The organism is Corynebacterium sp. TUM25020 (assembly GCF_056388495.1).
Genome location: NZ_JBWJFG010000008.1, coordinates 1 through 17,822, shown reverse-complemented (window position 1 = coordinate 17,822; position 17,822 = coordinate 1). Strand labels below are relative to the sequence as shown.

Annotated in this window: 15 protein-coding genes; 5 read left to right on the top strand and 10 right to left on the bottom strand. The window is 58.2% G+C overall.

What is annotated here, in order from left to right:
* Window positions 1-8 precede the first annotated feature (8 nt).
* From purH to AC05K6_RS08585, 3 genes are read right to left on the bottom strand one after another with little or no spacing between them, the layout of a single operon-like run.
* The gene (purH, locus tag AC05K6_RS08595; protein ID WP_434816020.1) at window positions 9-1,601 is read right to left on the bottom strand and encodes a bifunctional phosphoribosylaminoimidazolecarboxamide formyltransferase/IMP cyclohydrolase; all 1,593 of its coding nucleotides are present in this window, start codon (window positions 1,599-1,601) and stop codon (window positions 9-11) included.
* Window positions 1,594-2,181 carry a phosphoribosylglycinamide formyltransferase gene (gene purN / locus AC05K6_RS08590; RefSeq protein ID WP_476728351.1) on the bottom strand — a complete coding sequence of 196 codons (588 nt, stop codon included), beginning with the start codon at window positions 2,179-2,181 and terminating at the stop codon, window positions 1,594-1,596. Before purN ends, purH begins: the two co-directional genes overlap by 8 nt.
* The gene (locus AC05K6_RS08585) at window positions 2,123-3,865 is read right to left on the bottom strand and encodes a cell division protein PerM (protein ID WP_476728325.1); all 1,743 of its coding nucleotides are present in this window, start codon (window positions 3,863-3,865) and stop codon (window positions 2,123-2,125) included. The genes purN and AC05K6_RS08585 overlap by 59 nt, the downstream gene beginning before the upstream one ends.
* 435 nt (window positions 3,866-4,300) lie before the next feature.
* Here AC05K6_RS08585 and AC05K6_RS08580 point away from each other — a divergent pair, with 435 nt between their 5' ends.
* Complete coding sequence (locus AC05K6_RS08580) at window positions 4,301-5,068, top strand: M23 family metallopeptidase (RefSeq protein ID WP_473963737.1); 768 nt, start codon at window positions 4,301-4,303, stop codon at window positions 5,066-5,068.
* A 165-nt stretch (window positions 5,069-5,233) separates the two neighbouring features.
* Here AC05K6_RS08580 and AC05K6_RS08575 read toward each other — a convergent pair whose 3' ends face one another.
* From AC05K6_RS08575 to AC05K6_RS08565, 3 genes are all read right to left on the bottom strand, one after another.
* Window positions 5,234-6,037 (bottom strand): SGNH/GDSL hydrolase family protein, encoded by an 804-nt coding sequence (locus AC05K6_RS08575; RefSeq protein ID WP_448308424.1) that lies wholly within the window; start codon window positions 6,035-6,037, stop codon window positions 5,234-5,236.
* A 57-nt stretch (window positions 6,038-6,094) separates the two neighbouring features.
* Window positions 6,095-7,795, bottom strand: coding sequence for an AMP-binding protein (locus AC05K6_RS08570; protein WP_476728324.1), 1,701 nt, complete (start codon window positions 7,793-7,795; stop codon window positions 6,095-6,097).
* 209 nt (window positions 7,796-8,004) lie between these two features.
* Window positions 8,005-10,662 carry an ATP-dependent helicase gene (locus AC05K6_RS08565; protein WP_476728323.1) on the bottom strand — a complete coding sequence of 886 codons (2,658 nt, stop codon included), beginning with the start codon at window positions 10,660-10,662 and terminating at the stop codon, window positions 8,005-8,007.
* Between the two features lie 69 nt (window positions 10,663-10,731).
* On the opposite strand from AC05K6_RS08565, the gene AC05K6_RS08560 reads away from it, so the two are divergent.
* Window positions 10,732-11,049, top strand: coding sequence for a chorismate mutase (locus AC05K6_RS08560; RefSeq protein ID WP_293790941.1), 318 nt, complete (start codon window positions 10,732-10,734; stop codon window positions 11,047-11,049).
* A gap of 19 nt (window positions 11,050-11,068) precedes the next feature.
* On the opposite strand, the gene AC05K6_RS08555 is transcribed toward AC05K6_RS08560, so the two are convergent.
* The 3 genes from AC05K6_RS08555 to AC05K6_RS08545 all read right to left on the bottom strand — a co-directional run bounded on the left by AC05K6_RS08555 (window position 11,069) and on the right by AC05K6_RS08545 (window position 14,217).
* A complete protein-coding gene (locus AC05K6_RS08555; protein ID WP_476728322.1) occupies window positions 11,069-11,896 on the bottom strand; it encodes a S1 family peptidase in 828 nt (275 codons plus the stop codon).
* 131 nt (window positions 11,897-12,027) lie between these two features.
* Window positions 12,028-13,293 carry an acid phosphatase gene (locus AC05K6_RS08550; RefSeq protein WP_476728321.1) on the bottom strand — a complete coding sequence of 422 codons (1,266 nt, stop codon included), beginning with the start codon at window positions 13,291-13,293 and terminating at the stop codon, window positions 12,028-12,030.
* Window positions 13,294-13,461: 168 nt separating this feature from the next.
* Complete coding sequence (locus tag AC05K6_RS08545; RefSeq protein ID WP_476728320.1) at window positions 13,462-14,217, bottom strand: NADPH-dependent oxidoreductase; 756 nt, start codon at window positions 14,215-14,217, stop codon at window positions 13,462-13,464.
* A 217-nt stretch (window positions 14,218-14,434) separates the two neighbouring features.
* On the opposite strand from AC05K6_RS08545, the gene AC05K6_RS08540 reads away from it, so the two are divergent.
* The 3 genes from AC05K6_RS08540 to AC05K6_RS08530 all read left to right on the top strand — a co-directional run bounded on the left by AC05K6_RS08540 (window position 14,435) and on the right by AC05K6_RS08530 (window position 16,679).
* On the top strand, window positions 14,435-14,995 hold the full coding sequence (locus AC05K6_RS08540) for a LemA family protein (RefSeq protein WP_293790937.1): 561 nt from the start codon (window positions 14,435-14,437) through the stop codon (window positions 14,993-14,995).
* Between the two features lie 87 nt (window positions 14,996-15,082).
* Window positions 15,083-16,204 carry a M48 family metalloprotease gene (locus tag AC05K6_RS08535; RefSeq protein WP_434815744.1) on the top strand — a complete coding sequence of 374 codons (1,122 nt, stop codon included), beginning with the start codon at window positions 15,083-15,085 and terminating at the stop codon, window positions 16,202-16,204.
* A 13-nt stretch (window positions 16,205-16,217) separates the two neighbouring features.
* Window positions 16,218-16,679: a DUF1990 family protein gene (locus tag AC05K6_RS08530; protein WP_476728319.1), complete on the top strand. Its 462-nt coding sequence runs from the start codon at window positions 16,218-16,220 to the stop codon at window positions 16,677-16,679.
* Window positions 16,680-16,726: 47 nt separating this feature from the next.
* Here the strand turns inward: AC05K6_RS08530 and AC05K6_RS08525 are convergent, their stop codons facing one another.
* Entirely contained in the window at window positions 16,727-17,683 is a 957-nt protein-coding gene (locus AC05K6_RS08525; RefSeq protein ID WP_434815745.1) for a DUF1963 domain-containing protein, read from the bottom strand.
* Between the last annotated feature and the right edge of the window lie 139 nt (window positions 17,684-17,822).

The window sequence follows — 17,822 nt, the reverse complement described above, 5'->3', positions numbered from 1 at the left end:
CGTGTTTTCTAGTGCGCGAAGTGACGCTCACCGGTGAGGTACATGGTGACGCCCGCCTTCTCCGCTGCCTCGATAACCTCAGCGTCCCGAACCGAGCCGCCGGGCTGTACGACTGCACGCACGCCCGCCTCAGCCAGCACTTCAAAACCGTCGGCGAAGGGGAAGAAAGCATCCGAGGCTGCGACCGCACCCTCAGCGCGCTTCTCGTCGCCAGCCAGGGAGTTAGCGCGCTCGACAGCCAGCTTGGCTGCGTCGACGCGGTTCACCTGGCCCATACCCACGCCCACGGTGGCATCATCCTTGGCCAGCAGGATCGCGTTCGACTTCACCGCGCGCACGGTGCGCCAAGCGAACTCCAGCTCGCGCAGAGTTTCCTCATCGGCTGCCTCGCCAGCGGCCAGAGTCCAGTTGCTCGGGTCGTCTCCCTTTGCATCGATCGCATCAACCTGCTGAACCAGCAAGCCGCCGGAGATCTCACGGCCCTGCAGCTCCGGCTCCTCGTTCGGTGCCTCGGCCTGCAGGATGCGGATGTTCTTCTTCTGCGAGAGGATCTCCACAGCACCGTCTTCGTAGCCCGGCGCGATGATGACCTCGGTGAAGATCTCGGCCACCTGCTGAGCCATTTCAACGCTCACCTCACGGTTCACTGCGATCACGCCGCCAAAGGCGGACATTGGGTCGCATGCGTGTGCCTTCTTGTGCGCATCGGCGATGGATTCATCGGATACGGCGATACCACACGGATTGGCATGCTTGATGATGGCTACGGTCGGACGCTTGTGATCCCACGCTGCACGCCAGGCGGCATCCGCATCGGTGTAGTTGTTGTAGCTCATCTCCTTGCCGTGGAACTGCTTGGCGCCAGCCAGACCGGTGCCGTCGGAGTACAGCGCGGCTGCCTGGTGCGGGTTCTCGCCATAGCGCAGCACATTGGCACGCTTGTAGGAAGCGCCGATCCACTCGGAGAACTGCTCGCCGTCGGCGGTCTGCTCCCCCATCCACGACGCCACGGCCACGTCATAAGCGGCAGTGTGGCGGAACGCATCCACGGCCAGGTCGGTACGCTGCGCGCGGGTAAATCCGCCGGCGTTGGCAGCGGCCACGACATCCTCGTAACGGGAAGGATCTACCACCACGGCCACGGACGGGTGGTTCTTCGCAGCGGCACGCACCATAGACGGGCCGCCGATGTCGATCTGCTCCACGCAATCATCGAAGCCCGCCCCGGAGGCTACGGTCTCGGTGAACGGGTACAGGTTTACAACTACGAGCTGGAAAGCCTCGATACCTAGATCTTCAAGTTGCTTAAGGTGATCGTCCTTGCGGGTATCGGCCAGGATGCCAGCGTGCACGCGCGGGTGCAGGGTCTTGACCCGCCCTTCCAGCACCTCCGGGAAGCCGGTGAGGGTTTCTACCTCGGTCACTGGCACGCCAGCGTCGGCGATCTTCTTCGCAGTCGAGCCAGTGGAGACGATGTCGACTCCCGCGGCGTGCAGTCCCTTGGCCAGCTCTTCGAGACCGGTCTTGTCGTACACACTGATCAGTGCACGACGGATTTCCTTTTTATCGCTGCCGTTGGTTGCTGCAGTGCCGTCACTCATTGTTTTCGTTCCTGGCCTTTCGTCCCTCATGTGAAATCTCGTGCAGCACCTCTACTAAGAGTGCGCGCTCCACCTTTTTAATTCTTTCATGCAAGCTGTCGACTGTGTCGTCGCGCGCGACCTCCACCGCCTTTTGAGCGATGATCGGACCCGTGTCCACTCCACTATCTACTACATGAACTGTAGACCCGGTGACTCGAACACCATAACTTAATGCGTCCTCCACCGCGTGCGCTCCGGGGAAAGCCGGCAGAAGCGCCGGATGTGTATTGATGATCTTCCCTGTGAAGCGCTCCACCACCTGTGGACCAAGGATGCGCATGAAACCCGCGCTCACCACGAGGTCTGATTCATAGCTGAAAATCTTGTCGGCCAGATCTTCGTTCCATTGTTCGCGATCAGTCTGCTTCGGCACGTACTCGACCAGGAAATGCTCGATTCCTGCGCGCTCGGCACGGTCGAGAGCCTCGCACTGCCGGTCACTGCCCACCGCGAGGATTTCTACCTTGTCGCGATCGACGTTATCGATCACGCTCTGCAGAAGTGTCCCCGTCCCGCTCGCCAGAATCACTATCTTCATCTGCTTCGTCATCCTCTGTATCCGTATCCTCGTCCGCTTCTTCGTCCGTTTTGTCTTCTTGCTCTTTTACTTGATCTTCTTGTTGGTCTTCCTGCTTTTTCTTCGTGACGCCCCCATCATTCCCGTTTTCCGGTTCCTCCGTAGGGGCGTCGTCCTCAGCAGCTTCAGCGTCCTCGGCTTCCTCGGCTTCCTCGGCAGTTTCGACTTCTTGAGCATCTTCAGACTCTGCGGAAGACACCATCTCCGCCTCCGGAATGTCCTCAATAACGGTCGCACCTCGGCGCGCCATAAAGAACATCATCACAGCCGCGGGCACCAACAACCAGGCTGCGAGTTCCACAGCAAAGAGCCACTCAACAGCTCCCGCCCGCCCATACACGCCGAGCTCACCACCGGCTAGCCAGGAAACGCAGAAGCCAATCAACCCGGAAAATGCACCCGCCCCGACTGCTTGGAGCAACGGAGCCTCGACATAGCTTCGCCCGCGCAAGAAGTTGTAGACACATCCCACAGCTACACAAGCAGGCACAGCCAGCAGCATTGGACCAAACGGAATCTGATCATTTGGGATAGCCGCGAGGATCGGCAGCGGGGGAAGGTTGACATTGTTCGCGGTAAACAAGCTCACCGCGCCGTTTCCTACATGAAACTCTCCACCGAGTAGGACCGCAATCGCGCCGATCACGACGTTGGGTACATACAAAAGGGCAACAAAGCTAAGGCCAATAACACCCATCGTGGATGAGGTGATGTCATACGCCTCGCTGAAAGCCTTCAAGTTCGTCAGAAGGTATATCAGCGCCACAGCCAGCCCCGCGGCGCTCATCCACTTGAGGAACTTCTGTGCCAGCAGCATTGATTCCACTGGCCAAGTAGACCAGCCACGGCGAAGCAGCAGTGCTCGCCATACGCGTGCCCGCATACCTATAACAATGGCTGCGCCATTGACAAGAGCAGTAGAGATCAATGCAACCAGCAGATTTGGCGGAGTTACATCGAATACGCGCGAGGCATCCCACAGCATTAACCATGCGATGCAGGTAAGCACGAGGGGAATCAACAAGCTTAAGGTTGTGAATACGCGAAGCCCGCGAACGCTAATGGAATTTCCAAGCACCGTTGTCGCGCGTTTCGCATGCCCCCACACCAACAACAGTGCAGGAAGCAGCGGCACAAATCCCAACTTCGCACCCGCCATTTCCACCGGCGCGAGATTAAACGCCATCCACATCGAGGCAATACTTGCCGGAACTTTGGCAAAGCCGGTACCGATGCCGATGAGAATGGCAATAATGACGATGACACCCAGAGTCACAGCATGATTAATCAGCAGCTGAGGTCCAAAACGTTTGACGTGGGGCTTCCATTTCGACCACCAGCTCCCCAGAGCGGCTTTAACGCCACCACGCGACGTGGAGGCAGAGCTAGAGGAAGAAGTAGAGGTAGCCTTCGCAACCTTGCTTCTCGCGGTAGGCCGACCATCTACCGGGGTTCCCTTTGCTTGGTCAGCAGCAACGAAGCGCTCATGACCCGTGTTACTGGAACCTCCCTGGGTTCCTTTGATCCTGGCTGCGTCACTACCGGACGAAGTTCGCCGGGTACGGCTCACACCTGGGCGTCGCGAAGACGATGATCGTCGGGATCCGGGGCGTTGGGCAGCAGAATCTTTACTCACCCGTCCCATTGTGCCTAAGAGGAATAGGTATCTGGCGGACTGACCCACCCGTTAGCCGTCGCTTCTTCTCTTCACCCACGCCATGCCTAATCTTCTACTTGAGGGTTTGGAGGTAGCGTGCGGAAGATCACTAACATCGAAGAACACGTGAAGAAGCGCCAGAAAAACGTCTGGAACAGGGGGAATGAATCATCGATCAATATCACTTCAGATCGCACCACCCCCGCAATGTAACCAAAGCGTTATTTTTCGTGAATTTAGTTGCCGCAACGTTGCTCAACCGATAATGTTACGTTCCGTTGATAACAAAGTGGTTACAAAATGCTTGCGCGAAGGCATCGAGGATCCGCCGAGGATCCGCTAGACAACGCCATAGCCCAGCAGACAGAGCCGCATTTGACAGTTGCTAAGAAACACCGAATAAGTCGAAGGGTTACAAGGACAGTGCAAAACACTACCGAGGCGAACCGTACCGGTGCCCACCGCAAGCAGGATCACAGCGCGAAGCGTCGCTTTGCGCTCGTAGCAGTCGCGACGACGGCCGTCACGACCGCTGGCGCTGCTGGTGCCACCGCTGGTGCTTCCCAGAGCTCTGACGACGACATCGCACTGGCTTCTGAGAACACCACTCTTCTCGCCCAGGGTGAAGGGGCCGGCACCCAGGGCTCTGCAGCCACCGCCGACGGTGCAGACGCAACGGCTGCCGAAGCCCCGCAGATCCTCGAGGTTCCGCAGGCCAAGCCGGTCTCCGACCTCTCCCAGCAGCTTAATTCCGCCCTGCGCTTTGCCAAGGAGCGCACGGAGGCTGACCTGGCTGCCCGTATGCCTGAGTTCGCAAAGCCAGCCGAGGGCACTTTCACTTCCGGCTTCGGCCCACGCTGGGGTTCCTTCCATCAGGGCATCGATATCGCTAACGCTGTCGGCACCCCCATCCGCGCTGTCCACGACGGCACCGTTATCGACTCCGGCCCGGCATCCGGCTTCGGTAACTGGATTCGCATTAAGCACGATGACGGCACCATCACCGTTTACGGCCACATGGCCACTTTGGACGTCAAGGTTGGCGACCGTGTAACCAGCGGTCAGAAGATTGCTGGCATGGGTTCCCTGGGCTTCTCCACTGGCTCCCACCTACACTTCGAGGTTCACCCGAACGGTGGCGACGCCGTTGACCCGAAGCCATGGCTGGCTGAGCGCGGTATTCAGCTTTAAACCACCGAGGGCCTCCTAAAGGCTCTAGCGTTAAAGCCTTCAAAAAGGGCCTGACGCCGATACCACATCGGAGTCAGGCCCTTAAGTTATTTAATTGGTCCCCCGGGTTGCTTTCCCGGGGTGCTCCCCTTGAGGTGTTGAGGTGTCCCCTAGGAGAGGTACAGCTTATTGCAGAGCAGCGCCGATCTGCTTCGCCGCGTTGGTCACACCATCATTGGACATGTGCAGGGTCAGGTTGTAGCGCGGAGTCTGGTTGTCGAAGACGCCAGCAACCCATGCCTTTCCACCTGGCTGGCAGGTGTCGTGGCCACGCGTGGAGCGGTGCAGATCAACGAATACGCCACCGTTACGCTTTGCCGCGTCGTGCGCCTGACGCCAAAGCTGGCGCTCAGCTTCCTTCACGATCGGGAACGGGGCTTCAATCGGTGGCAAACCGTGGGGACGGATGAGGCAGAGACCAGCACGGTCGTTCGTCAGGTGTGGGTAGCTAACGAACTGGATGCGGGCGCCGGGAGCAACGCGCTTGATCTTCCTAGCGATGCGATCGTAGGAACGAGCCGCTGCGCGATTGTCGATCGGGGAAAGGGTGCGGTAGGTGTCGTTGGCGCCGACCATGATCGGCACGTTGCGCGTATTGCGGTTCAGCTTGCCATCTCGAATAGCTTGATCCACGCGAGCCTCCAGTGGCTCACGCCCCAAGTACAGTTCCTTGCCGTTGCAGGAGTAGTCGTCAATATGCGCTCCTGTCAGACGTTGCAGCTCGGTGGCAACGCGGAACTTACCGTGGATACACTTGCGCTTCCCGCTTCGCTTAGCGTCCAAGATCTGGTTGAGGGTCGTGTTGGCAAAGTAGGAATCACCGATCAAAACGGTGTTGCCCGGTGCAGCCTGCGCAGCAGGGGCAAGCCCCATGACGGATCCAGCCGCGACAACTGCCGCAGTCAGAATACGTGCAATCTTCTTCATCATGTTCTCCAGTGAGTGTTTAAAGGCCGTGTCTAGCCTATCGATATTGGTTCAAAAATGTTAGGTGTTAGGAAGCATTGCTGGCATGACCTTACCAGTTGGGTTGCGAGGAAGCTCATCCAGGAAGGTTACTTCTCGGGGAACGGAATGCTCCGCAAGATTATCCCTGACCCATTCCTGCACAGACTCCTTGGTCAGCTCCTCACCTTCCGGGTTGTCGTCACGCACAATCCAGACGGCCATGCGCTTAAAACTCTCCTCGTCGTCTACCCCCTTGGCAAAGAGATCCTTCACGCCGGGCATCGGCGCCAGTACTTCTTCCACACTGCGTGGGTAGACATTTTCACCGCCGACGATGATCATGTCATCAGCTCGGCCGAGGACAAACAAGCGCCCCTCGTCATCGAGGTACCCGCGGTCGCCGATCTCCAACAAGCCATGCTTGATCTTCATTTGATCGCGGGTGTGCGCGTAGCGACGCATAGTCATGGTTCCACGGGCATAGATTCGTCCCGGAGTGTTCGGAGGCAACACATTGCCTTCATCATCCAGAATCTTTATGCGCACGCCACGCACCGGTCGCCCAGCCAAGGCTGGGTTTTCCGCAAGTTCTTCCTTCTTAGCGATGGCAACGACGCTGTTCTCTGTAGAGCCGTAGAAGTTACACACCACCGGCCCGAATTGCTTGTGCAGGCCACGGAGCAGATCTTCATGCATGGCATTTCCGGAAGACACGATGAACTCCAACGATGAGGCATCGTAGTTACCGTTCTGCGCGACCTTTAGCTGCTCCTTGATGAAGATAGGCGAGGTGATAATGCCGTTAACCCCGTAACGCTCAACATCCTCCATAGCCTGAACAGGATCGAATACTCGGCGGAAAACCACCGTCGCACGGTGAGCGAAGATCAGGTTAAGGTTCGCCCAGCCCCACGAGTGGAACATAGAAGCAGTCTGTTGAATCATCATTTCCGCACGCCACGGAATCCACGTCACAAGGTCCGCCAGGGGTGTCGGAATAGGCGGTTCCCGGTGCACAACAGCCTTAGGTGTGCCCGAAGTGCCGGAGCTCATAATGGTGATAAAGCCACGTTTCGGGATGGTAGGAAGTTTTTCCTCGGCTTCAGAAGGCGCGCGGTCGATGACCTGCTGAAAGGTCTCCCATTCCGGGTTTGGCGCCTGCGGATTTTGCAGGTCTTCCGCGTACCCAATAATCACCTTTGCACGGGAATAATCTGCAGGCAGCCGGTCTGCGAATTCCTCATCGATGATGATGGTGTGAACATTCAGTTCTTCCATGCTCTTTTGCAGCTGGACCGAGCTAGAAGCAGGATTAAGCAGGCAAATATCTGCCCCAATAAAGCCCTTTGCAACTAGCGCGTAGACAACTACGCGGGAATTGCGTGCCATCACTGCAATGTTTTTCCCCGGCCCCAACCCCATGCGCTGCAGCGCGCGGGCGAAAGCAAGCGCCTCAGTTCGAACTTCCGCATAGGTGCGCTCACCAATGTCATCGATGATGGCCGTTCGCTCCGGGGCCGCTTCTGCTGCATACCACGCCTGACGCGCAGCGGTGAAGCCATAACGGGCGATACTTTCCACCAGCTTTGCTTTACCTTTAACTCCGCCGCCCCTAACGACCACGCCCGATCGCAGCGCGGTCCCCAGGCCAGTGGCAATCGCATGAGTCTCAGCCCATGCAGCCTCGCCGAAATGCTTAAGGTTGTGCAATTTTGAGGTGATCGATTGGTTTTCTGACATACATACCCTTCTTTGTTTCCGCTAAATCCAACGAGGAGACGCATAGTTACGTTACATAACAAAAATATTCGTCGCGAAACTTTTGTCACAAAAGTCTCTTTTTTTAACGCTGCTGTGGCGTCCATCAACCTCACCGCACGACCTCTACCGACGCAAAACCGGGCGGCGTCAGAAAAACCCCCGGGAATAACCCCGGGGCCGCTACTTCGCTAGAGCTTTTCCATCGGCACACCGCCGAACAACATCAGGCGCACCGTACCCTGGCTGCCGAAGTCAATCATGCAGGTAGTGTGTGATCCGCTGCCGTCGACGCTCTTCACAGTCCCCAAGCCGTACTTGTCGTGGTTGACCTTGTCCCCGACCGCCAAGTCCAAATCTTGGTTCTTCTTTGCGCCGGCTCCAAAGGCGGGCTTCGTTTTCCTTGCAGGCTTGCGATAGGACTGGCTACCCCAGCTCCCAGAGTCAGAGCTCCATCCACCCGAGCCGCCGAAGCTCGTACCGTCGGCGTATCCTCCGCCACCCCAGGCTGAATCCACTCCGCTGCCGAAACGCGCGGGTTCCTCGCGGATCCATTCCATCAGGTTCTCCGGCACCTCAGACAAGAAGCGCGACGGTGGGTTGTTTACAGGTGCACCCCAACCACTGCGGGTAATCGCCCGAGTCAGGAACAACCGCTGCTTGGCGCGCGTAATGCCCACATAGGCCAGACGGCGCTCCTCGGCCAACTCTGTGGGGTCGCCCAGTGCGCGCATGTGCGGGAACTGGCCATCCTCCCACCCGGTCAAAAACACGACGGGGAACTCCAGCCCCTTGGCAGTGTGCAGCGTCATGAGTGTCACCATGTCCTGCTCGTCTGCCGGAATCTGGTCGGCATCAGCGACCAAGCTCACGCGCTCTAGAAAAGCCTGCAGGCTACCCAGTGGCGCCTCCCCCTCAGCCAGCATCGCCTCAGCAGCCTCATCTGCGTCAGCACTGTCTTCACCAGCGCTCCCTGCGCTACCACCAGGCATCTCCTCATAAGCTTTCAAATTCGCCGACTCCTGCGAGAACTCATGCCCCACGCTCACCAGCTCATTCAAGTTATCCAGGCGCGCCCCATCCTGCGGATCGTTGGACTTCTCCAGCAGCTCCTTATACCCAGTCACATCCAGCACCGCGGAAATCACCCGCCCCAAGTCGGGCAACCCCAGCCCAGAACCGTCGGAGGCGGTCATCTCCATCGTCTCTGTCTCCGCCCGCAGCGCGTCCATCATTTCCAGGAACTTGCCAATGGAATTGCGGCCGCGAGCGGAAAGGCCGGCGACCTTGCCCGCGGCGGCGTCACCAAGAGCAGCCGAAAAACCTATCCCCTGGCCTTCGGCGTGCACCGTAACCTGCGCGATGGCCTTATCTCCAATACCGCGGCGCGGGGTGTTGATGATGCGCCGCAATGCCACCGTGTCATCCGCATTATCCAGCACCTTTAGGTATGCAACGATGTCACGGATCTCGCGGCGCTCATAGAAACGCGTGCCGCCGACAACCTTGTACGGCAACCCTGAGCGCACCAATACATCCTCGATCGCGCGGGAGGCATTGTTGGTGCGGTACATGATCGAAATATCGCCGTAGGAGTAACCCTCGTTATCCACGAGGTCGTCGATCTGCTGGACGATGAAATTCGCCTCGTCGTGTTCGTTATCCGCAACATAGCCGCCGATCAGCTCTCCATCGCCCAGATCCGTCCACAGTTTCTTTGGCCGGCGGCCCTGGTTACGGTCGATCACAGCATTGGCAGCGGTGAGAATCCGCTGCGTGGAACGGTAGTTCTGCTCCAAAAGGATTGTGTGAGCATCCGGATAGTCGCGCTCGAACTCCTCAATATTGCGGATCGTCGCCCCACGGAAGGCGTAGATCGACTGGTCAGCATCGCCCACTACGCACAGCTCGGATTCCGCCTTGCCCTTGCCGGCGAGTGCCGCGACCAGCTCGTATTGCGCATGGTTTGTGTCCTGGTACTCGTCGACCATGATGTGGCGGAAGCGACGGCGGTAATGTTCGCGCACGTCCGGATTGTTATTGAGGATCCCCACAACCTCGCCGATCAGGTCGTCAAAGTCCACTGCGTTCGCCGCCCGGAGACGCTGCTGGTAGGTCTTGTACAGCGTGGCGATCTGCGCGGTGTGAGGATTCGAATCGCGCTGCGCCTCCTCTAATGCACCTTGCGGGCTAACCAGCTCGTTTTTCCAATTGGAGATCACGTGCAGCACCCCGCGCGGCGAGAACTCCTTCAAATCCAGCGAGGCGTCCTTGATAATCATGGACATTAAGCGCTTGGAATCATCCGAGTCGTAGATGCTGAAGTTCGTGTTCAGCCCTGGCGCGAGGTGTGCATTGGCACGCAGCACACGCACGCAAAAGGAGTGGAAGGTAGAGACCCACATCCGCTCCGCTTGTGGACCGACCATATCCATCACGCGCTCGCGCATCTCCGCCGCGGCCTTGTTGGTAAAGGTGATTGCAAGGATCTGCCACGGCGCCACACCGTTGGCCAGCAGGTAGGCAATGCGGCGCGTCAACACACTCGTCTTACCCGACCCGGCACCCGCCACGATCAGCAGCGGGCTACCCATGTGCTCGACCGCCTGCCGCTGCTGTGGGTTAAGTCCGTTCAGCAGTTCTTCTTTTTGACGCCCAGTTTCAGCGCCCGGCTGTCCAGTCGCGCGCTGCGGCTGCGGTTCTGGGCGAGGTGTGGTGTGCAGGCTAGCCAGGACGTTTTCATACCCCTCCGGAGGCAGATCCTCCTCTGGTGGAGGCACCTCTTCGTCAAACAGTGTCGGTTCTTCGGGCAGCGGCAGGTCGGCGAATGGATCGTGCTGGTTGTGCATGTTTTCCCTTTGTGCTCCCTAGAAACTCTTTGTGAAACTCTCCGGCCAACTAGCGGTAGACTACAGCGCATGAGCGACAACGAAGACTCGCAGCCTGCTGAGTTCACCGTCCGTATGCCTTCCGGCACGGACGATCCTTTATCGGATTCAGAAATTCAATCCTACCGCGAGGAAATCAACCGCCTCGACCGCGCCATCATCGATGCAATCCACCGCCGTAGCGAGGTCTCAAAGGCCATCGGCAAAACACGTCTAGGTTCGGGTGGCACGAAGCTCGTCTATACGCGCGAGGTCGCGATCATTAATCAATTCCGCGAGGAGTTCGGCACAGAGGGCGTAGAAATAGCGAAGGCCCTGCTGCAGCTAGGCAGAGGGCGCTTGGGCTAAAGAGCGTGGCGTTAGGGGTTTATGCCAGGCGGAAACCGGCTCCTACTCCCCCAGCCGCGTTGAGGTCAGCAGCAATAACATTCCATGCTGCACCGGCCGTCGGCGCGTGGAAAGGTCCTTGCAGTGGGGTAGTGCAGGAAGGCAGGTTGGCTACGCCACCGTTGATAATGCCGATGAGGCGGTTGCCGACGTAGATCGGGGCACCCGAATCGCCAACGGAGCCGCACAGGTGCGAGACAAGGAAGGGGCCGGAGATCGCCAGCATTGGGCCGCAAGAGGTGCCCGTGGCCACTCCGGTCTTGCACATCTGCTGCAGGCTACCTGGGGTCGGCCCGCCCAGTGCGTTGAGGTGTACGTTGTTGTAGCTGTGGGTCAGGCGCACCTTGTTGTTGAACTTGATGACGGCGTAGTCCGGGTAGCTGTTACGAACGACGGTGCCGATTTGCCCCGCACGCTCGCTATCCATGGAAGTGACCGGAGCGCCGGGCTTACCGCAGTGTCCAGCGGTGATGCCCACTTTGTTCCCTGCTTTGTCATAGCCGACGACGGCCAGAGTGCAGATGTTGTTGCCTACGTAGATCGGCATGGACGGGCCTGCCAGCACGTTTGGTGCGGCGGCTCGCTGTGCTTGCGGAATGCCGGGGGATGTGAAGTAGTGGCCGGGAATGCGGTGTGGTCCGGGCTGGCCGGTGGCCTTGAGGAAGGCATCGGCGGATCCTGCTGGAGCCGCGGAGGCCTCCGGCGCATTAAAGGTCGCACCAAATGTGGCGGAGATGGCCAGTGCCGCGCCCGCGATCAAAGCTGCGAAGCGACGGGTAGTGCGAGTGGGGACGAGTGAGGCTGTCAAGGACCGGGAGCGCATACTTTCCTTCGTTTTTGTTGGCAATGGAACTAACCCTATCGCACGAAACAGGATTCACATGCGCCACAGTGGTAACAGTTTGCTAAAGGTTACCCCTGCCTCCCAGCTACGCGGTTCTAACGCAGAACGGTGACGCTTCCGTTGCCGTTGACCTTGACCTTTGCCGCGAACGCAGCAGCCATGTTCAGGCGCTGCCAAGAACCACGTGGCCCCTGATCGTCCAGCGGAGAGCCAGACGGAATTGCCGTCTGACGCAGAATGGACGCACGCTGCTTGTAGCTCAACTTCGGGAACTTCGCCAGCAGCAGATCCGGCGCAGCCTGAGGCACAATCATCGGCGCGTCCTTGCGGTAGATCTTCGGGAAGCCATAGGACATGCGGTCGGTGTACTCGCGCACAGCTTGATCGGTGGAACGGTAGGCCTTGTCGCTCTTCACAACCTCGGCGATCGGGCGACCTGCGCGCCACTCCAGCTCTGCCCGCAGCTCCTTGCCCGCCTGCTGGATTGCGTCGCGCATCTTCGGGTCATTCCAACGGTCAGCTGCCGCTGCGGTACCGGACATGCGGCCACCCATGACGTCCAGCGGGTAGTGCACACCCATCACAATGCGGTTATTACCAGCCTCAGACCCACGAGCCAGGATCTGCGGAGCCAGCTCCGGCAGGGTCAGCGCCAGCAAAGTGGTGGACCAGACAGCCTGGTTGGTGTGACCAGATGGGTAGGACTTCGAGGTGCCGTAGAAATTACGCGAACCGCCGTCCTGGTACTTCTTAATGCGGTTCGGAGCCTTAACGAATGGACGGTCGTAACCGAAAACCATCTTTTCCACGAAGGTGGAGGAAGCCAGTCCGCCAGCACGAGCCAGGTAGCCGCCGCCCAGCAGGAACTTGGTCTTGGGCAGGCGATTCTCCCGCAGCGCATCACGGAAGTGACCACCCAGCTCCGCACCCAGAGCGTCCGAGAATGCCGTGAGCACGCCATCCTGGTCAGCCCGCGCATCCTGCTGCGCTCGCTTAATTACAGCCTGGTTCCCAGCTGCAGCGTTGTTGGTTTTTACAACCTTGTCCAGGTTCTGCTTCATGATCTCCGGGTGGTTGGCGCGGACATCATTGAAACCATCCACAACGTCTAGGTACACGCCATAGCCGTGGGAGCTGATGTCGGAAATGTAGCCACCCAGGTACTCCGGACCGAAAGGCTGCGGGTTTGGTGCACCCTTGTGCGGCACCGGGTGCGGGTAGTTCGGTAGCCCCTGCGAACCAGCGATAGCTGGCATGCTCACTGGAGCAGCTGCGGCTTGACCTACGTTTACTGCGGAAAGGGACATCGTCGCGGCCATCACGGTCGCCGTCGTGATCTTCAGGCCCTTCTTGTTGGTCACTGTTTTCCTCATCCTTGAAATGTCGACTGTGTCTTCTTTGTGAACGCCAGGCCTGCGAGCCCGCCCGGCGCGAATTCACATAGTTTTATAAACTCTCCGGAATACTAACCCAAGTAGCTGAACTAAAGGTTAAGTTCAGGTTAGATGCGGGTGACGCGCGAGAGGGCGTCACACAATAAAACCTTGCCAGCGCGCCGCCTGCAGTGAGTCGTCATTGCTATCCCGGGAGAAAGGAAAGTTCTTCAAAACCTGGTTGGTAAAGCTATCCACCCGCCGGTTAGCGTTGCGCAAGTCGTAATACGTCCTCATTTCCGCGTCGTAATCTGCCAAGTCGGCGGTCAAGTTCTCCCTGGTCTGGTAGCTGTTCTCCATGACGCGGAAAGCACGTGGCATGCGGGGCTTTAGCTGCGGATCCTGATTCGGCCAACCGAGGGTGAGCCCTACGACGGGGAAGGTAAATTGCGGCAGGTTCAGCAATTCGATAACCCCGGCAGTGTCGTTATGAATATTGCCTAGGTAGTTCGCGCCAAGGCCAAAGGATTCGGCGGCGTTCACCACGTTCTGCGCCATCAGGCAGGCATCTGTGAAAGCTTCCACAAACGCCTTCGTGCGCCCCGCAGCGCGTGGATCGCCGCCGTTTTCCCGCAGGATTTGAGCATTGCGCGCAGTGTCGGCCAGGAACAACAGGTACACAGGGGCCCGGCGAACGTACTCCTGATTTCCGATCTCCGCCAGGCGCTCCCGCAGCTGTTTATCCGTCACGCGAATTATGCTCGCCTGCTGCATTCCACGGGAGGACGCAGTACGCATAGCGACGTCATAGATCGTTTCCAGGGTTTGCTCGTCCACCGGCTGATCGGTGAACTCCCTGATTGTGCGATGGGAAAGCTGGTGGTCGACCATGGGATTTGGACTAGTTGACATGGAATCCACCTTAACGACTGTGGTGCCCCCCTTAAGCTCTGGAACACCTTATCGAGAGCACAGACACAAATTGCCTTATCCTGCGCCGGGAACAAAGGTTGGCGATAATACATTTCAAGACTGGTGGTTGGTGCGAAGTTTCCTATACCCCTAAATGGCCACTTCGCACCCCATTTCACATATAGATACGTTCAAAGGTTCCAAGGAAAATACTGACATGATCATTGCAATTATCGCCATCGTTATCCTCGTCCTACTCGTCATCATCTGGTTCGCCATGTACAACGGCCTCGTCAAAAAGCGAAACACGGTCAACGAAGCATATGCACAGATCGATACCCAGCTGCAGCGTCGCGGCGACTTGATCCCCAACCTTGTATCCACGGTCAAGGGATATGCTAACCACGAGGCGAAGGTGTTCCACGATATCGCTGAGCTGCGCAGCGCAACTGACCGCGCCCGCGCCACCGGCACTGTGCAGGATGCATCCCAGGCAGAAGCAGTGTTCGGTCGCACCATGGCCACCCTGCGTGCAACCGCAGAGGCCTACCCAGAGCTGCAGGCGTCCCGCAATTTCCAACAGCTGCAGGAAGAGCTAGCCGCCACCGAAAACAAGGTCGGCTTTGCGCGCCAGTACTACAACTCTTCGACGAACAACTACAACACCGCTATCCAGTCCGTGCCGACCAACATCGTGGCCTCCGTGCACGGCTTCCGCCCCTTCGAATACTTCCAGGTGGAGGAGTCCAAGCGCCAGGCTCCCGACGTGTCCTTCTAATCTCCTCCCCGTCACCTTCATTTTTGTAGGGACTGTACTAACCGCGCCCCGCAGTCGAGGTGATTTCACGACCGAAAAGGAGGAACCATGGGCCACCAACCGACGACCTTCAACGAATCGCTGTCTCAGCTACGTCGGGGCATCGCCGTCGCATGGCTCGCAAACGTGCTGGTCTTGCAGCTGTCCATCGTGGCATGTGCCTGCGCCGCCTATGTCGGTACCAAGGGCAGCAATATTGACCTCAACACCCTAGGCATGGTCATTTTGATCTCCGCTGGTGTTGCCATTCCGGTAGCGATGCTGATCATTCTGTATTCCTACTTCTTTTCCACCCGGACCGTGCTGTCCGCGATCGGCGGGCAAAAGCGCCTGGTGGAGCAGGGCATGATCTACAACATTGTAGAAGAAATGGCGATCGCCGCCGGTATGCCTTCTCCGCCGAAGGTTTATGTGCTCATCGGAACCGGAGTACCCAATGCTTATGCGCTGGGTGGCAAGCGAAAGAAGCCGCAGACTGGCACGATCATTGTCACCGAAGAGCTCGGCTACCTGCTTAATCGCGAACAGCTGCAGGCCGTGATCTCCCATGAAATGAGCCACCTTACCGCCGAGGACAACCGGGTCATGACCCAGCTGGTGGCCATTGCGTCTGTCATCTCCATCCTGCAGTCCGCGTTTATCTACGGAAGTTTGAGTTCCAATAACCGCAATCGGTCTAACTCAAACTCCAGCGGTGGTGGCCATGCGGTTGTCGCACTCGTCATTTTCTTGGTCTCCTTCTGCGTCATCCTGGCAGCCCCTGCGCTGTCCAACATTGCGAGGGCCTATATGTCGCGCTATCGCGAGCAGCAGGCCGATAGCCATGGCGTTTCGCTCTGCCGCAACCCCACTGCCCTGGCACAAGCCCTCATCACGATCCGTGCATTTCACCAGGCCAACCCCCACACGGTGGATAACTCCATGTACGGTAGCCCCGGTTCCTTGGCTCTATACGCACCGGAGAGGGACATCATCGAGAGTTTCCACAATTCCAACCAGAGCAAAAAGGGCGGCATGTTCGAGCGGGCAATGAATAAGCGGCGGAATTTCTCCGCCACCCACCCACCAATCTGGGAGCGCGTCGATGCATTGATCGCTATGGGGGCTTATGTGCAAGATTTTGTCCCTCATGTGCCACAGCATCAGCAGATCTCCGGGCATATCAAGTAGCCTGGTGCGTTCTATGAACCCTGAAGCGCCACGAGCTCCCCTCTCCTATACCTCGACCGTTGGCTTCCCAGAGCTGAATATGGCGCGGGTCATTAACGCAGACCTCGATACCGCCGCCGACCGTCTCTTCAGGTGGGGCGTGCAGCGCAGCGGACTATTCCGTGTGCACCCCACGCATGAAGTCGTGGAACTCAATGCGGAAGTTGCCTTGGGATTTGGGCCGTGGACCTTCCGCTGCCGGGTGGTTGATGTGTTCGCCGAGCCGGGGCGTTGCGGCTTTACCTACGGCACTCTCCCCGGCCACCTCGAGCGCGGCGAGGAGACCTTTACCCTCGAGCGGTTGCACGATGGCCGGGTTCTTTTTCTTGTTGACGCCAAATCTCAGCCCGCTCGCTTCCCCGCTTTACGTCGACTTATCGACCTGCCTCGGCGTGCTTTGATTCGCCGCTTCTATCTGCGCGCGTTGGACGACTAGCACGACAAACGGCAAGACAGCGAGAGCTGCAATGCCACACGCAGGTCTTATAAGCAGTCCCAGGCAAATTCGACCCGATCGAAGTTGCGCGCAGCGAGGTCATCGGGATGGATATAAAAGTTTCCAACTCCGGTGTCGCCCCATTCGCAAGGGAGGTCCTGGTCTATTCTCGCGAGCACTATTCGGGGATCAGACGGATGGAAGGGGTCGCGGTTCAGAAGAATTTCGTATCCACCGAGCGAGGATCCGTTTGCAGACGGATAGTCAATGGGTTCTAGGAACTCATCGGCATGGGGATAGACAGTGAAGCCCTCTTGTTCTGCGCGCCCGACAGCCGCGGCAAACGCATCTTTCCTCGATCCTTGACCATCACGGCTGGGCTTCTCGAAAGTCGTCTCCCCGCCGATTACCCAACGCGAAACAAGGCTTCCCCTAAACGTGTGAATATCCACGTAATCCTGGCCTCTTCTAAGCAGGGTGCGGGGACCTTTCGGATCAAAAATAGCCCGACCGTACTCGTGGGCGCTATAATCAACCTCCTGGTCGATTCGAACTCCATCGATCGTGACGGGATCGAGTGGCTCGGGAGCTGGATGCTCGCCTGAATGCAGGATCTCTTCCTCAGGCATCTCACCTACATGCGGTGCAGAAAGGTCTTCGAAATACCTGGCGAACGGGGTGGGTTCTTGGCGCGAATCCTGCTGGTTCGGCGCCATCAAAAAATCACCCCAAAAATCAGTATCAGGCACGAATAACTGAAGGAGCCCGGTCGTGGGGAACCCCGGAAGCTGCTCGAGCTCAGAGAAATTGAACTGGGCAATGAAGAACATGGGCCGACCGTCGTAATACGGGTAGGGTGCATGCTCCGGGAGGTAAGGGGTGCCACATACCTTCGAAGTGGTGGGCGAATCGGGGCGTGAGCTTTCTTTAAGCGCAAGAGCGGGGCGGGTGGGAATGCTATCGAAGGAGTACTTCAGGTCATACCTGATATCGGAGTAGGCCACTCCAACAACTGTGGGTTAAGTAAAGAAAAGTGTGTCCGCATGCCACCATAACCCCAGACCACACACCACAAATCACCAAAGAATAGCTCCCCGAAAGCTATTACCCACACCATCCCGCACCTCCGGCCACATTTGTGCT

Coding starts and splice junctions, on each gene's coding strand:
- purH (WP_434816020.1), bottom strand. CDS start 1,601: ATGAGTGACGGCACTGCAGCAACCAACGGCAGCGATAAAAAGGAAATC.
- purN (WP_476728351.1), bottom strand. CDS start 2,181: ATGAAGATAGTGATTCTGGCGAGCGGGACGGGGACACTTCTGCAGAGC.
- AC05K6_RS08585 (WP_476728325.1), bottom strand. CDS start 3,865: ATGGGACGGGTGAGTAAAGATTCTGCTGCCCAACGCCCCGGATCCCGA.
- AC05K6_RS08575 (WP_448308424.1), bottom strand. CDS start 6,037: ATGATGAAGAAGATTGCACGTATTCTGACTGCGGCAGTTGTCGCGGCT.
- AC05K6_RS08570 (WP_476728324.1), bottom strand. CDS start 7,795: ATGTCAGAAAACCAATCGATCACCTCAAAATTGCACAACCTTAAGCAT.
- AC05K6_RS08565 (WP_476728323.1), bottom strand. CDS start 10,662: ATGCACAACCAGCACGATCCATTCGCCGACCTGCCGCTGCCCGAAGAA.
- AC05K6_RS08560 (WP_293790941.1), top strand. CDS start 10,732: ATGAGCGACAACGAAGACTCGCAGCCTGCTGAGTTCACCGTCCGTATG.
- AC05K6_RS08545 (WP_476728320.1), bottom strand. CDS start 14,217: ATGTCAACTAGTCCAAATCCCATGGTCGACCACCAGCTTTCCCATCGC.
- AC05K6_RS08540 (WP_293790937.1), top strand. CDS start 14,435: ATGATCATTGCAATTATCGCCATCGTTATCCTCGTCCTACTCGTCATC.
- AC05K6_RS08535 (WP_434815744.1), top strand. CDS start 15,083: ATGGGCCACCAACCGACGACCTTCAACGAATCGCTGTCTCAGCTACGT.
- AC05K6_RS08530 (WP_476728319.1), top strand. CDS start 16,218: ATGAACCCTGAAGCGCCACGAGCTCCCCTCTCCTATACCTCGACCGTT.